Source organism: Streptomyces spinosus (genome assembly GCF_020400655.1).
In the GTDB taxonomy this organism is placed as follows: Bacteria; Actinomycetota; Actinomycetes; order Streptomycetales; family Streptomycetaceae; genus Streptomyces; species Streptomyces argyrophylli.
The window spans coordinates 229,761-243,211 of the sequence record NZ_JAINRC010000002.1; the positions used below are offsets into that span (position 1 = coordinate 229,761).

The 13,451-nt window shown below is 70.6% G+C and carries 14 protein-coding genes and 1 tRNA gene; 9 read left to right on the forward strand and 6 right to left on the reverse strand.

Annotation, left to right across the window (positions count from 1 at the left end; genetic code table 11):
- The first annotated feature begins 75 nt into the window (after positions 1–75).
- The 4 genes from LG395_RS04930 to LG395_RS04945 all read left to right on the forward strand — a co-directional run bounded on the left by LG395_RS04930 (position 76) and on the right by LG395_RS04945 (position 5,629).
- A complete protein-coding gene (locus LG395_RS04930) occupies positions 76–1,557 on the forward strand; it encodes an FG-GAP and VCBS repeat-containing protein (RefSeq protein ID WP_225808572.1) in 1,482 nt (493 codons plus the stop codon).
- 74 nt (positions 1,558–1,631) lie between these two features.
- On the forward strand, positions 1,632–3,044 hold the full coding sequence (locus tag LG395_RS04935; RefSeq protein WP_225808573.1) for an FG-GAP-like repeat-containing protein: 1,413 nt from the start codon (positions 1,632–1,634) through the stop codon (positions 3,042–3,044).
- Entirely contained in the window at positions 3,041–4,507 is a 1,467-nt protein-coding gene (locus LG395_RS04940; protein ID WP_225808574.1) for an FG-GAP-like repeat-containing protein, read from the forward strand. Before LG395_RS04935 ends, LG395_RS04940 begins: the two co-directional genes overlap by 4 nt.
- A 78-nt stretch (positions 4,508–4,585) precedes the next feature.
- Entirely contained in the window at positions 4,586–5,629 is a 1,044-nt protein-coding gene (locus LG395_RS04945) for a YIP1 family protein (RefSeq protein WP_171154367.1), read from the forward strand.
- Positions 5,630–5,694: 65 nt separating this feature from the next.
- Here the strand turns inward: LG395_RS04945 and LG395_RS04950 are convergent, their stop codons facing one another.
- Positions 5,695–6,198 (reverse strand): phosphoribosyltransferase, encoded by a 504-nt coding sequence (locus LG395_RS04950; RefSeq protein ID WP_171154369.1) that lies wholly within the window; start codon positions 6,196–6,198, stop codon positions 5,695–5,697.
- A 13-nt stretch (positions 6,199–6,211) separates the two neighbouring features.
- Entirely contained in the window at positions 6,212–6,787 is a 576-nt protein-coding gene (gene dcd, locus LG395_RS04955; protein ID WP_014673940.1) for a dCTP deaminase, read from the reverse strand.
- 532 nt (positions 6,788–7,319) lie between these two features.
- On the opposite strand from dcd, the gene LG395_RS04960 reads away from it, so the two are divergent.
- Positions 7,320–7,390 (forward strand) — tRNA-Gly (locus LG395_RS04960).
- Positions 7,391–8,167: 777 nt separating this feature from the next.
- On the opposite strand, the gene LG395_RS04965 is transcribed toward LG395_RS04960, so the two are convergent.
- A complete protein-coding gene (locus tag LG395_RS04965) occupies positions 8,168–8,578 on the reverse strand; it encodes a PIN domain-containing protein (RefSeq protein ID WP_225808575.1) in 411 nt (136 codons plus the stop codon).
- Entirely contained in the window at positions 8,575–8,796 is a 222-nt protein-coding gene (locus tag LG395_RS04970) for a type II toxin-antitoxin system VapB family antitoxin (protein WP_225808576.1), read from the reverse strand. Before LG395_RS04970 ends, LG395_RS04965 begins: the two co-directional genes overlap by 4 nt.
- A gap of 1,270 nt (positions 8,797–10,066) precedes the next feature.
- Here LG395_RS04970 and LG395_RS04975 point away from each other — a divergent pair.
- Positions 10,067–10,270, forward strand: a complete 204-nt coding sequence (locus tag LG395_RS04975) for a cold-shock protein (RefSeq protein ID WP_028799214.1) — start codon at positions 10,067–10,069, stop codon at positions 10,268–10,270.
- Between the two features lie 168 nt (positions 10,271–10,438).
- Here LG395_RS04975 and LG395_RS04980 read toward each other — a convergent pair whose 3' ends face one another.
- The gene (locus tag LG395_RS04980; protein WP_225808577.1) at positions 10,439–10,810 is read right to left on the reverse strand and encodes a GvpU-like protein; all 372 of its coding nucleotides are present in this window, start codon (positions 10,808–10,810) and stop codon (positions 10,439–10,441) included.
- Between the two features lie 487 nt (positions 10,811–11,297).
- Here LG395_RS04980 and LG395_RS04985 point away from each other — a divergent pair, with 487 nt between their 5' ends.
- The 3 genes from LG395_RS04985 to LG395_RS04995 all read left to right on the forward strand — a co-directional run bounded on the left by LG395_RS04985 (position 11,298) and on the right by LG395_RS04995 (position 13,079).
- Positions 11,298–11,642, forward strand: a complete 345-nt coding sequence (locus LG395_RS04985; protein WP_171154418.1) for a MerR family transcriptional regulator — start codon at positions 11,298–11,300, stop codon at positions 11,640–11,642.
- Positions 11,643–11,888: 246 nt separating this feature from the next.
- Positions 11,889–12,287: a gas vesicle structural protein GvpA gene (locus tag LG395_RS04990; RefSeq protein WP_171154420.1), complete on the forward strand. Its 399-nt coding sequence runs from the start codon at positions 11,889–11,891 to the stop codon at positions 12,285–12,287.
- A gap of 3 nt (positions 12,288–12,290) precedes the next feature.
- Entirely contained in the window at positions 12,291–13,079 is a 789-nt protein-coding gene (locus tag LG395_RS04995; RefSeq protein ID WP_171154422.1) for a GvpL/GvpF family gas vesicle protein, read from the forward strand.
- 54 nt (positions 13,080–13,133) lie between these two features.
- Here the strand turns inward: LG395_RS04995 and LG395_RS05000 are convergent, their stop codons facing one another.
- On the reverse strand, positions 13,134–13,295 hold the full coding sequence (locus LG395_RS05000) for a hypothetical protein (protein WP_225808578.1): 162 nt from the start codon (positions 13,293–13,295) through the stop codon (positions 13,134–13,136).
- Between the last annotated feature and the right edge of the window lie 156 nt (positions 13,296–13,451).

Genomic DNA, 13,451 nt, shown 5'->3' on the forward strand with positions numbered 1-13,451 from the left:
CGAACACGGGGAGACCGCACCCCATCGACTGCGGATGCCCGCCAGGCATCCCCCGCATGCCGTAGGAGAAACCGCATGCACAAGCACCGCCGACTCGCCCTCGCGACGGCCACCGCGGCCGCGCTGACGGGCGGTCTGCTCACCTTCGCCGCGTCGCCCGCGACCGCCGCGGACTCCGTCAAGGTCGCGAAGGCCGACTTCAACGGCGACGGCATCGGCGACGTCGCCACCTCGGCCGCCGGCGCCTACGTCAACGGCCGCAAGGACGCCGGCCAGATCGTCGTGCTGTACGGCACCGCCACCGGCGTCCAGTCCGCCAAGCGCACCGTCATCAGCCAGGACACCACCGGCGTGGCCGGCACCGCCGAGACCGGCGACGGCTTCGGCCGGGAGACGGCCTTCGGCGACTTCAACGCCGACGGCTACGACGACCTCGCCGTCGGCTCCCCGTTCGAGAAGGTCGGCGCCGACACCAACGGCGGCGACCTCGTCATCCTGTACGGCTCCAAGTCCGGTCTGACCGGCAAGTCCGCCCACCTGGTCGACCCCGCCGCCTCCGCCCACGACTACTGGGGCAAGGACCTCGCCGCCGGCGACTTCGACGGCGACGGCAAGACCGACCTGGTCGTCGGCAGCTCCGCCGCCACGCTCTACCTCTACAAGGGCGGCATCAGCAGCTCCGGCACCGCGGGCAGCGTCACCACCGTCAAGCCGCCCATCCTGTCCGGCAGCAACGACTACCCGTTCGGCCCGATGAGCCTCACCGCCGGCGACGTCAACGGCGACGGCCGCACCGACCTGGTGGTCGACGGCTACGAGACCTCCACCCAGTACGGCTGGAACACCAACTACTGGCTGCCCGGCACCGCGAGCGGTCTGACCGGCTCCTCCGCCAAGGCCCTCAAGCCCGGCATCATCACGGCCATCGGCGACATCAACGGCGACGGCTTCGGCGACATCGTCAGCGGCGCCGGCTGGGACGCCACCACCGAGGACGGCACCCCCGTCCCGGACGCCTCCAACGGCGGCCGGGTGAACATCACCTACGGCTCCGCCTCCGGCCCGGCCGGCACCACCGGCATCAACCAGAACACCGGCAGCGTCCCCGGCACCTCCGAGAAGGGCGACTCCTTCGGCTGGGACCTCGACCTCGGCGACATCAACGGCGACGGCTACCAGGACCTCGTGGTCAGCGCCCCGCTGGAGGACATCGAGGGCGTCACCGACACCGGCGCGGTCACCGTCCTGTACGGCTCGGCGTCCGGCGTGAACACCGCCTCCGGCGCCCAGTCCTTCAACCAGAACACCACCGGTGTCCCCGGCGGCAACGAGAAGAACGACCTCTTCGGCGTCGACGTCAAGCTCGACGACGTCACCGGCGACGGCAAGGCCGACCTGGTGATCGGCGCGAACGAGGACAGCGGCGACGGTGCCCTCACCTACCTGCCGTCCAACGGCTCGAAGATCACCACCTCGGGCAGCCGCTTCATCGGCGCCGGCAGCGCCGGCGTCTCCACCTCGGGCACCCCGCAGTTCGGCTCCGTCTTCGCCGACTGACCAGCCCCGTCCCGTTCCTCCCCGGCCGGGCCCGCGCCTCGCGGGCCCGGCCTCCTCCCACCCGGAGCCCCGCCTTGCGCAAGCGCGTCCTCCTGCTGGCCGCCACCCTGACCACCGGCCTGCTCACCGCCCTGCCCGTCACCCCCGCCTCCGCCGCGCCCTCCCGTCTGGCCGGCGACTTCAACGGCGACGGCTACCTGGACATCGCCCTGAGCGCCGCCGGCCACCAGGTCGGCTCCGCGCAGCAGGCCGGTGCGGTCGTCGTGCTCTACGGCTCGTCCTCGGGCGTCTCGGCCGCCAAGCGCACCCTGATCACGCAGAACTCCACCGGTGTCCCGGGCACCGCCGAGGCAGGGGACCTCTTCGGCCAGAGCCTGGCCGCCGGCGACCTCGACGGCGACGGCTACTCCGACCTCGTCGTGGGCGCCCCGGGCGAGAGCATCGGCGACCGGGACGCCGTGGGCAGCGCCACCATCCTGTGGGGCGGCAAGTCCGGCCTGTCCGGCGGCGCCCTGGTGCCCCAGCCGTCCACCCAGGACGAGTGGAACAACTTCGCCACCGGCATCGCGGTCGCCGACTTCGACGGGGACGGGAAGAACGACGTCACCCTGACCGGGCGGACCGAGACCCGCGTCTACAAGGGCCCCTTCACCCGCACGGGCACCCCGGTGAGCAACCTCCGGGTCGGCGAACTGGGCACCACCACCGAGGTGTTCGCGGGCGACCTGAACGGCGACCGCGCCGCCGAACGCTTCTACCCGTTCCTCGTCGACGGCGACGAGGGCGGCGACATCCGGTACTTCACCTGGAACGGCTCCAAGCACGTCATGAAGGCCCTGCCGAAGGCCGACGGCCTGCCCGGCTCCATCGGCGACGTCAACGGCGACGGCTACGGCGACGTGGTCCTCGGCGACCCCACGGACCCCGGCGCGTCCAAGAAGTCCGGCCACAAGGGCGGCCAGATCTCCGTCTGGTACGGCGGCCCGAACGGCCCCGACCCCGCCCAGACCCCGACCGTCATCCACCAGGACACCGCGGGGGTGCCCGGAACCGGCGAGGCGGACGACCTGTTCGGCTCGTCGGTCGCCACCGGTGACATCAACGGCGACGGCTACGCCGACGTCGCGGTCGGCGCCCCCGGCGAGGACCTCGGCAAGTTCAACGAGGCGGGCGCGGTGACGGTCCTGTTCGGCTCCGCCTCCGGCCTGACCACCAAGGGCGCCAAGATCTGGACGCAGGACACCGAGGGCGTGCCCGGCGGCTCCGAGGCCTGGGACCAGTTCGGCCAGTCGGTGCGGCTGACCGACATCAACAAGAACGGCAAGGCCGACCTGATCGTCGGCGCGGGCGGCGAGAACGGCTACGGCGCCGTCACCGTCCTGCGCGGCACCGCCTCCGGCCTGACCACCGACTACGCCAAGTTCATCGGCGCCCGCGACGTCTCCGTCCAGGGCCTCGGGAACTTCGCCTGGGCCATCGCCCGGTGACGTCCCCCCGCCCCAGGCCCTCCCGGGGGAACCCCGTACGCACACGCGTCCTCGCCGTCGCGCTCGCCGGCGCGCTGGCCCCGCTCGCCCTGGCCGTGCCCGCCGCCCACGCGGCCCCGGCCGCCGCCCCGTACGACTTCAACGGCGACGGCCGCGCCGACCTCGCGATCGGCGCCCCCGACGCGACCGTCGGCGGCCGGTCCAAGGCCGGTGCCGTCTCGGTCGTCTACGGCAGCCCCACCGGGCTGAGGACGGCCACCCGCACCCTGATCACCCAGAACAGGGCCGGCGTGCCCGGCACCGCCGAGGCGGGCGACGCCTTCGGCAGCGCCGTCGCCTCCGCCGACCTGGACAAGGACGGCTACGCCGACCTGCTGATCGGCGCGCCCGGCGAGGACGTCGACGGCGACACCAACGGCGGCACGGTGGTCGTCGTCTGGGGCGGCCGGTCCGGTCTCTCCGGCTCCCGCACCATCGTCGACTACGGGAAGCAGGAGACGGACCGGTACGGGCAGGCCCTGGCCGTGGGCGACATCGACGGTGACGGCGACCTCGACGTCGTGGTCGGTTCCACCGGCACCGCCGCCCTGAGCTTCGTCAGCGGCCCCGTCACCCGGACCGGCTCCTTCCAGGGCGGGTCGGGCGCGGGCTTCCCCGCCCCCTACTCCCCGTCGTACGGCGTCACCTCCGTCTCCGCCGGGCAGGTCTCCCCCGCCTGGTCCACCAGCCTGGTGGTGCACGGCCGGCAGCCCCGCACCGGCGCCGCCGTCACCCACCTGGTCACCGACCCGTCCATCGGCAACTTCACCGACTGGTGGCAGGAGCTGCCCGCCGGCACCGTCTCGGCGATCGGCGACATCGACGAGGACGGGTACGCCGACATCGCCGTCGGCAACCCGGCCGAGCCCTCCGCCGACCCGGCGGGAGCCAAGGGCGGCAGGGTCACCGTCGTCTACGGCGGACCGGGCGGCGAGGACACCTCCCGCGCCCCGCTGGTCCTCACCCAGGACACGCCGGGCGTACCGGGCGCGGCCGAGACCGGCGACGCGTTCGGCGGCGGCGTCTTCCTGGGCGACGTCGACGGCGACGGGTTCCAGGACCTGGCGGTCGGTGCGCCCGGCGAGGACTCCGGCGCCGGATCGGTCACCCTCCTGCGGGGCACCGCCCACGGGCTGACGACCAAGGGCGCGGTGTCGTACACCCAGAACACCGCGGGCGTCCCCGGCGCCGCCGAGAAGGGCGACCGCTTCGGCGCCCGGGTCCTGCTCGCCGACCACTCCGGTGACCACCGTGCCGAGCTGACCGTGGCGGGCCCCGGCGAGAACGCGGCCGACGGCGCCGTCTGGTCGCTGCGCGGCGCCTCCACCGGGCCGACGACGGCCGGGGCGCTCTCCTTCGGCCCGTCGGCCACCGGGGTCTCCACGGCGGGCACCCCGCGGTTCGGCTCGGTCCTCGGCACCTGACGCCGCACGGCACCACCGAGGACACCTGGGGGGAACCCTGGTCGGACCCTGAACCGCCCCCTGACGCCCCCTTAGGGGATGTCACAGGTCGGCCGCAAAGCCGGGCCCGGACCGCCGGGCCCGGCACGCCGGACCTCAGGACCAGGTACGTTCGTTGACGTGGCTGGATTCAGGATCGGACGCGGGGGCCGGGACAACCGCACCCCCCAAGGACAGCAGGCGCCGCAGGGGCCGTCGTACGGGCACGGGCAGGGACACGGGCCCGCCAGGCCCGGGGGGCCGTCGTACGGACGGCCGGGCCCCTCCGCTCCCACGGGCCCCTCGTACGGCTACCCGCCGGCGCCGCAGCCGCCGTACCAGCGGCAGGGGCAGCCGTACGGGTACCCGGGGCCGGCCGACGACGGACCGGAGTACTTCGGCGACGGCGGCCACCACCCGGGCGCCGGCCCCGGCGCGCACGACCCCTACGCGGCCAACAACCCGGGCCACACCCAGGCCTTCTCGGTCGACGAGGCCGCCGGCTACACCCAGGGCGCGACCTACCAGGCGGGCTCCGCCACCGCGCCCGCCGCGCCGCTCGGCCCGCCCCTGCACTGGAAGGAACTGCTGAAGGGGATAGTCCTGTCCCCGAACGACACCTTCCTGCGCATGCGGGACTACACGATGTGGGCGCCCGCCCTCGTCGTGACCTTCCTCTACGGCCTGCTCGCGGTCTTCGGCTTCGACGGCGCCCGCCAGGACGCGATCAGCGCGACCCTGTCCAACGCGGTGCCGATCGTGCTGATCACGGCGGTCGTGATGGTTCTCGGCCTGTTCGTCCTGGGCGTGGTCACCCACACCATGGCCCGCCAGCTCGGCGGCGACGGCGCCTGGCAGCCCACGGTGGGCCTGTCCATGCTGATCACGGCCCTCACGGACGCGCCCCGCCTGGTCGTCGCCATGTTCTTCGGCGGCGACGCCGGCTTCGTCCAGCTCCTGGGCTGGGCCACCTGGATCGGCGCGGGCGCCCTGCTGACCCTGATGGTGTCCCGCTCCCACGACCTGCCGTGGCCGAGGGCGCTGGGCGCGTCGGCGATCCAGCTGATCGCGCTGCTGTCGATCGTGAAGCTCGGCACGTTCTGACCGCGGACGCGCGAAGGGCCCCCGGCGGGAAAGCCAGGGGCCCTTCGCGTTGCCCGTACCGGCGATCAGGCGTCCAGAACCTGCCCCGCCCGCTTCACCACGGGAGGCAAGACACTCCACGGAAAGTTGATCCAGTCGTCGGTCCGCTTCCACACGTACTCGCACTTCACGAGGGAGTGGGACTTCTCGTAGATCACGGCGGAGCGCACCTCGGCGACGGTGTCGAGGCAGAAGTCGCGGACCAGCTTCAGGGTCTTGCCGGTGTCGGCGACGTCGTCGGTGATCAGGACCTTCTTGTCGGAGAAGTCGATCACGTTGGGAACGGGCGCGAGCATGACCGGCATTTCGAGGGTCGTCCCCACCCCGGTGTAGAACTCCACGTTCACCAGGTGGATGTTCTTGCAGTCGAGGGCGTAGGCGAGGCCGCCCGCGACGAAGACACCCCCGCGCGCGATGCTGAGCACGATGTCGGGCTCGTACCCGTCGTCGGCGATGGTCTGCGCCAGCTCGCGGACGGCCGTCCCGAACCGCTCGTAGGTCAGGTTCTCCCGCACGTCTGCGCTGCTCATGCTGTCGTCGCCCTCACACCTGGGTCCGATGGAAATTGAGGTAGGACCGCGAGGCGGTCGGCCCGCGCTGTCCCTGGTACCGGGAGCCGTAGCGCTCACTGCCGTACGGCGACTCGGCTGGCGAGGTCAGCCGGAACATGCACAGCTGCCCGATTTTCATCCCCGGCCACAGCTTGATGGGGAGCGTGGCGAGGTTCGACAGCTCCAGGGTGACGTGCCCGCTGAACCCCGGGTCGATGAACCCGGCGGTCGAGTGGGTGACCAGCCCGAGCCGTCCGAGGGAGCTCTTGCCCTCCAGCCGGGAGGCGAGATCGTCGGGAAGCGTGATCACCTCGTACGTGGAGGCGAGCACGAACTCCCCGGGGTGCAGGATGAACGGCTCGTCGCCCTCCGGCTCCACCAGCCGGGTCAGGTCGGCCTGCTCGACGGAGGGGTCGATGTGGGGGTACCGGTGATTCTCGAACACCCGGAAGTACCGGTCCAGCCGGACGTCGATGCTCGACGGCTGCACCATGGTTTCGTCGTAGGGATCGATCCGTACCCGCCCGGCGTCGATCTCGGCCCGGATGTCCTTGTCTGAGAGAAGCACGTAGCGAGGATACGCAAGGCGTGCGGAGCCGTCGCAATCGCGACGTCTCCGCACGCCCGCTGTCACACGCCGACTACAGCCGGTCCTCTCCCGCCGCGCCCTTACCTCTTCTGCAGGACGACGGGGACCGCGCTGCGGAGCCGGGCACACCGCGGACACCGCACGAGCCGGCCGGGGCCGAGCCGCTCGGCCTTCTGCATCGGGAACGAAGCGGTGCTGAAGACGTGCCCGTCCGCGCATCGGACGACGGTGCGTTCCATCAAGTCCCTCAAGTCCCTTCCCCAGGAGCCTCGTCCGGCGTTGCTGCCCGGACGACAGAGGCACATTACGGGATCAAAGAGACGACTCTCCAGGCGGCACTCCGGCCCCACCGGACCCGCCCACGGTACGCCCCAACTCCAGCCGCCCGCAGCCGGTTACCCCGCCGGAGCCGACCCAACCCTCCGGACTCCGGACACCGGGGCCCGATGATGATGTAGAGTGAGCGAGCGTCCGGACACCGGACCCTCCGGGGCCGTTCCGTCCGTATTACGCGGGTGTAGTTTAATGGTAGAACATCAGCTTCCCAAGCTGAGAGCGCGAGTTCGATTCTCGTCACCCGCTCTGCGAGAAACCCCAGGTCAGTGGCCTGGGGTTTGTCTGTTGTCAAGAGCGGGCGCCGCTCTTGACCATCCATGAGCGAGACACCGGCCCAGCCCGCCATCAGCCAGAACCGGTAGGCCGGTTTGTGCCGGCTCGCTCCTCGTAGTCCCCCACCGTGAAGATGACCGCCGACACCGTTTTGATCACCGGTGTGCCTCGGGTATCGGTCTCGGACTGGCCCTGCGCCCGCACGAGGCCGTAGGCCGGCAACAAGGTGATCGTGGCCGGGCGGCGCAGGGAACTGGTGGACCGCATCACGGCCGAGCACCCGGGTATCGAGGCGATCGTTCTGGACGTCACCGACCCGGTGTCGATCACGCGGGCCGCCGAGGCGGTTCGGGCCGGCCGTCCGGAGCTGAACGTGCCGGTCGGGCATCATGCTGGCGGAGAACCTCTTCGATACGGCCCCTCTGCCGGTCGCCGAGGACCACGTCGCCGTCAACCTGCACGATCCGTATGACGTACGCCTACCTGCGCCTGGATCGAAGTGGCCCCGCCGGGCGTGCGCGCGACTCTGTTTGGCCGGCAGGACAGCGAGCAACCCGCGTTCGAAGACACAGTCGAGATAGCGAGAGTCCTTGCTCTGTGGGGCCACATCATTGGGCGACCACGAGCCGAGCTGCCTCGGCGAGGCTCTCACCGAAGACGCCGCCAGGCGCGCCGTACACGTCAAGTGACGCTTCAGGCCTCGATGGCCGACCTCGCAAGTTCCCGTCCGCAGCCTGTGGAAAAAGCACCTCAGGCGATGTCGTGGACATTGTGCTGGAGCAGATCGGTTGCGTGCCGGGCGATGGCCCGGTAGTCGGCATCGTCGTGAAGGACAGCCAGGCCGTGGTGGGCGGCGGTGGCGGCGATGACGAGGTCCACCGCCGAGGCGCTGCGATGCTCCCCGGCCTGGGCCATACGGTGTTGCACCGCGCTGACCCAACGCTCCGCGTTCTTCGGCACCGGCACGTCGGGATAGAGGTCGGCGAACATCTCCGCGATCTCGTCGTACTCACGGCCGTTCCGGGCGCTGTACAGGAACTCGGTTCGCTGCACGTAGCAGGATGCGATGGCACCGGCGTCGATCGCGTCGTACCAGGCCGACTGCAGTTTTGGTTCGCGGAGCAGCCGGACCAGGCCGGAGGTATGGAGCAAGTAGATCACCGGCTGTGCTTCTCCGCCCGGTGCAGACGCTCGGCGTCCTCGACGGCACCCCACTCACGCGCGCGCTCGAAGTGACGGCTGATGCGCGCCGCACGCTCCTGCTGTTCGGCGTAGAAGTGCAGAGCCAGGTCGACCGCCTCCTTCTTGGTCCTGACCTTGGCCAGAGCCATGGCACGCTCCAGGGCGTCATCGTCGATGTCGATCTGGGTCACAGACATACGAGCGCCTCCTACGCAATGTTGGTGATGTACATAGAGGAATATGTCACCAACATTGGCGATGCCACATCCGAACGTCGATGCGCAGTCGCGACGGAACTCCGGGTCAGCCCGGCGCGCGATGCCCGCCGGCCGGCGCGAAGCGCCACGCGGCCTACAGCTCGCCAGATGGTGGCCCCCATGCCCAGAGCGTGCCCGCAGGTACGGACAACCACGGTCAACACAGGTGCGAACAAGCCCGCACAGCGGTGCCGACATGATGAATCCGCGCAGGTCAGCAGTCATTCGCTCACCCAAGCGCCGTCGCTTCCCAAGCTGAGAGCGCGAATTCGACTCTCGTCACCCGCTCCATGATCAAGACCCAGGTCAGCGACCTGGGCCTTGTTGTTGTGCGCGGTGATCACTCGCCACGTGCCAGATTCGAGCTGGTAGATCAGCGCGGCCCTCCGCCCGCCTCCTCCGACCGCCGGTAGCGGCCTGCCCGCCCTCCGGAGGTCGCGCGGCTGACCTGAGCCTCCGGGTCGGGGCCGGCGAGGGATGGCGGCGGGACACAAGGGCCTCCTGAGAGCTGGTGCAGAGGTCGCGATCCACACCGAACCCAAAAGGCCTTCACCTGTTCAAGCACCCGGCACGCGTGTCACCGACGCCCCGGGACAGCACCGTCGCTCGTACCGGTGCCGGCCTGGAGGAACGGATCGTCCGAGGTGTCCAGGGCAAGCTGGAAGTAGCCGCCCTGCCACGGCGTGTAGTCCATGGTGAACGTGCCGTCGTCAGCGGTGTTGAAGCGGCCTTCGTGCGGCGTCGCCGGGCTTCCCGGGCGGCCTGCACCACCGCGGCGTCACTCGCCGACGAGCCATCCACCCCCACGACGACCAGGCCGCCCACTGTGCCACCAGCGCTCGCTTCGCTTCCGGTCTCGCACCAGACACTTGAGCCCCCGGCTTCACGCCGTCCACGCGCCGTCGCCAGCCGGCCGGCGACGAGGAGACGGCGGCACGCTGTGGGACGGAAGTGCGCGGCAGGAAGACCACGCCTACGGAGAGCAATATCTGGTCCCGTGAAATGAGAAATAGGCGTGGAGTACGGAAAGCATTTCTCGACCGTCCGACGGAACGGAATTATCGACCGTGCAGGGACGATCGCACCGTGCTACTGTCGTCGTCAGTTGCAGGTGTGGTTGCCAGAAGGTTTTTCCGACGGCTGCTCATCATGGCGACACGGAATGCGCACACGGCGTATTCCCGGCACCGCCTCCGAAGGAGAAAACATCATGGCTACTGGCACTGTGAAGTGGTTCAACGCGGAAAAGGGTTTCGGCTTCATCGAGCAGGACGGCGGCGGCGCCGACGTCTTCGCCCACTACTCCAACATCGCCACCCAAGGCTTCCGCGAGCTGCTGGAGGGCCAGAAGGTGTCGTTCGACATCGCGCAGGGCCAGAAGGGCCCGACGGCCGAGAACATCGTTCCCGCCTGACACACCGGCACCGCCGCACACTTCACAGCCGGGGCCCGCACCTTGGGGTGCGGGCCCCGGCTCGCGTCTTTCTCAGGGCTTTCGGCCCTGTCATATTCCGGCCCGTTCTCGCGATTCTGCGCCGCTTATCCGCTGCGCGCGCCGATCCGTCGCGGTGCGGCCGGCTTCTCACCGGTCGATGTGAATGAGATCACCTACGGTCCAGGCGCTGACGTCCTTGATCGCGACTCGGTACATGCCGCCCGTCTCCGGGATTCCGAGGCTGCCCTGCACGATCCGGGCGAGATGGAAGTGCAGATGCGTGGGCGCCTCGTCGCCGGGCCGGTTCTCCCGTGGAGCGCGGGCGAAGACGTCCGCGAACGCGCCGAGACGGTCCGAGTCCTTCAGGACCTCCGCCACCCGCTCCCTCCACACGGCCTCCGGAGCCAGCCGGCCTGTGATGACGGCACCACCGACGATCACGGTCAGCGCCATCTGATTGCTCCGCTCGGACTCCACCGCGGCGGAGATGGCGACGAGCAGCTCATCAGGGTTCGACATGACAGCACAGCTTATGCGGTCCACCCGCGCCCGCTTCTCCCTCCTCCGGAAGAGGTAATCTACTCCGGCCGGGGCAGGTTTCGCTGACGATGTGGGTACGCCTCTTCTCGTAGACGAGGTCGTACGAGACCCGCCGGAGACGAGCCGGCGGGTGGATGAACAGGAAGCAGGCACTGGGCGGCTCGCAGGTCGAGGAGCTGTCCGCAGCAGTACCGCCTCATTCAGTGGTCGGACCGAGAGGAACGGAGGAGCCGACGCCATCAGGATCGCCCGGCCCGAGGGGCACTCGGCCGGGTACCGCAAGGCCCCGGATTGGATGGTGGTCCCCGGTCACGCAGCTGCGATCCCCCGCTCCGGCCGTCCGGGCCGGGTAGCGGACACAGAAGGCCGGCACAGCAGTACAGCCGGCAGATGGTGTTCAATCCCCTTCGGGGCCCTGGTGCCGTACGGCGCCAGGGCCCCTAGACGCGTTGCACAGCGAGGTGACATGACATCGGACAACCCCCTGAATGATCGACTGGACGACGACGACTACCCCGCTTACACGATGGGCCGGGCGGCGGAGATGCTCGGCACCACCCCGGCCTTCCTCCGCGCCATCGGCGAGGCTCGTCTGATCACTCCGCTCCGCTCGGAGGGAGGACACCGCCGGTACTCCCGCTACCAACTGCGGATCGCGGCGCGCGCCCGCGAGCTCGTCGACAAGGGGACCCCGATCGAGGCCGCGTGCCGCATCGTCATCCTCGAGGACCAGCTCGAGGAGGCGCAGCGCATCAACGCCGAGTACCGTCGTGCGGCAGGCCGGTCGGCGGGCAGCTCCGGCTCCGCCTGAACACGCGGGCGCGTTCCGGGTCCGCTGCTGCCGGACGACACCGCCCCGGCCCCTTGGAGGCGCCCCCGCCGAAAGCGCCGGCACTCGCCGGGCGCTGCCCGTCCTCGTCACCCGCTCCCTGAAGAAGGCCCAGGTCACCGAACCGGGCCTGGCGCTGTCCCGGGTGATCACTCGCCGCGGCGTTTGGTCGTGAGTGTGGCGGCTACTCGCTCGGCAGCCTGCTCGGACAGCGAGGAGTTGGTCGAGATGACGATGGTGACACAGGGGGGTGGCGGAGGCGGTTCCAGCGGCCTGTACGACGTGCTGGAACTCGTCCTGGACCGCGGGCTGGTGATCGACGCGTTCGTGCGCGTCTCCCTGGTCGGTATCGAGATACTCAAGATCGACGTACGCGTCGTGGTCGCGAGCGTCGACACCTACCTCCGCTTCGCCGAGGCCTGCAACCGCCTCGACCTCGAAGCGGGACCCCGCAAGCCGGCCGGACTCACGGAACTCACCGGGAAGATGATGGAGTCCGGTGCCCGCGGCAAGACCAAGGGAGCCCTGTCCGGTGCCGCGGAGACCATTTCGGACGCTTTCAAGCAGGCACGCGAAGAGGGCCAGGAGCGCCAGGGCGAGCGGGCCGCGCGCAGGAGGGGGGAATAGCAGATGAGCACCTACGTCTACGGGATCGTCCGCGCCTCCCATCCCCCGCTCCCCCAGGACCTGGAAGGCATCGGAGCGCCCCCGCGGCCGGTACGCGTACTGCGCCAGGGCGAGCTGGCCGCGATCGTCAGCGACGCCCCCGAGGAGTTGCGCCCCAAACGCCGTGACCTGCTCGCCCACCAGCGGGTACTCGACGAGGCCGGGGCCGATGGCGTGGTGCTGCCCATGCGGTTCGGCAGCGCCTCCCCGGACGACGACACGGTGACCGCGGTGCTCGCCGAGCGCGCGGACCGGTTCCTGGAGCGGCTGCAGGCACTGGACGGCACGGCGGAGTACAACATCAAGGCCAACCACGACGAGGAGGCCGTGCTCCGCCTGATCATGGCCGACCATGACGACATCCGGTCGCTGGCACAGGCGAACCGCGAGGCCGGCGGCGGCACGCAGGAGGACAGGATGCGGCTCGGGGAGATGGTCGCCGCCGCCGTCCAGGAACGCGAGGCGACCGACGCCGAGCTGCTCCGCCAGGCGCTCGCTCCCGAGGCCGAGGACGTCAGCGCCGGCCCGCCGAGCAGTGGCTGGCTGGCCAACCTCTCCTTCTTGGTGGACCGCGCCTCGGCGGAGCGGTTCCTGACGGCGGTCGACACGTTCAGCCAGGAGCACCCCCACCTGGAGCTGCGCGTCAGCGGCCCGCTGCCGCCCTACAGTTTCGTCGAGTCCCCCTCGTCGCAGCAGGCCGGCGGCGGCGACACGGAAGCCTTCGGGAACGCCGCCGCACAGCCGGCCGGCTGAGGGACCACCGCCGGTACGGACCCGTGGGGTTCGGGTCCGTACCGGCAGCCGGGGCTACTTGGTGAAGGTGAAGTACCTCCAGGCGCCGTGCGCCGTGGAGTTGACGGTGTCGCCGGAGGAGCCGTCGACGTACGACGAGCGCATGCGGGCGCGGATGCCGGACTCGCCCGGTGCCTCCAGGCTGACGGCGGACTTGCCGCCGGTGCCCAGGACCAAGTGTTCGGAGCCCGCATCGCGCCAGGTGGTGTGTCCGTGAGGAGAAGCTGCCGTCCGCCTTCGTCCTGACGACTGCCGGCGCCCTGCCCTTCGGCGACCCGACGACCGTACGTGCCACCGTCAGGCCGGTGCCGGCGGCGAGGGGCGTACTCGAGG

What these genes read in the sequence shown, in the direction of transcription:
- LG395_RS04995 (WP_171154422.1), top strand. Translation starts at nt 12,291, where the DNA reads ATGAGCACCTACGTCTACGGGATCGTCCGCGCCTCCCATCCCCCGCTC.
- LG395_RS04990 (WP_171154420.1), top strand. Translation starts at nt 11,889, where the DNA reads ATGACGATGGTGACACAGGGGGGTGGCGGAGGCGGTTCCAGCGGCCTG.
- LG395_RS04950 (WP_171154369.1), bottom strand. Translation starts at nt 6,198, where the DNA reads ATGAGCAGCGCAGACGTGCGGGAGAACCTGACCTACGAGCGGTTCGGG.
- LG395_RS04975 (WP_028799214.1), top strand. Translation starts at nt 10,067, where the DNA reads ATGGCTACTGGCACTGTGAAGTGGTTCAACGCGGAAAAGGGTTTCGGC.
- LG395_RS04985 (WP_171154418.1), top strand. Translation starts at nt 11,298, where the DNA reads ATGACATCGGACAACCCCCTGAATGATCGACTGGACGACGACGACTAC.
- LG395_RS04970 (WP_225808576.1), bottom strand. Translation starts at nt 8,796, where the DNA reads ATGTCTGTGACCCAGATCGACATCGACGATGACGCCCTGGAGCGTGCC.
- LG395_RS04980 (WP_225808577.1), bottom strand. Translation starts at nt 10,810, where the DNA reads ATGTCGAACCCTGATGAGCTGCTCGTCGCCATCTCCGCCGCGGTGGAG.
- LG395_RS04945 (WP_171154367.1), top strand. Translation starts at nt 4,586, where the DNA reads ATGTCACAGGTCGGCCGCAAAGCCGGGCCCGGACCGCCGGGCCCGGCA.
- LG395_RS04930 (WP_225808572.1), top strand. Translation starts at nt 76, where the DNA reads ATGCACAAGCACCGCCGACTCGCCCTCGCGACGGCCACCGCGGCCGCG.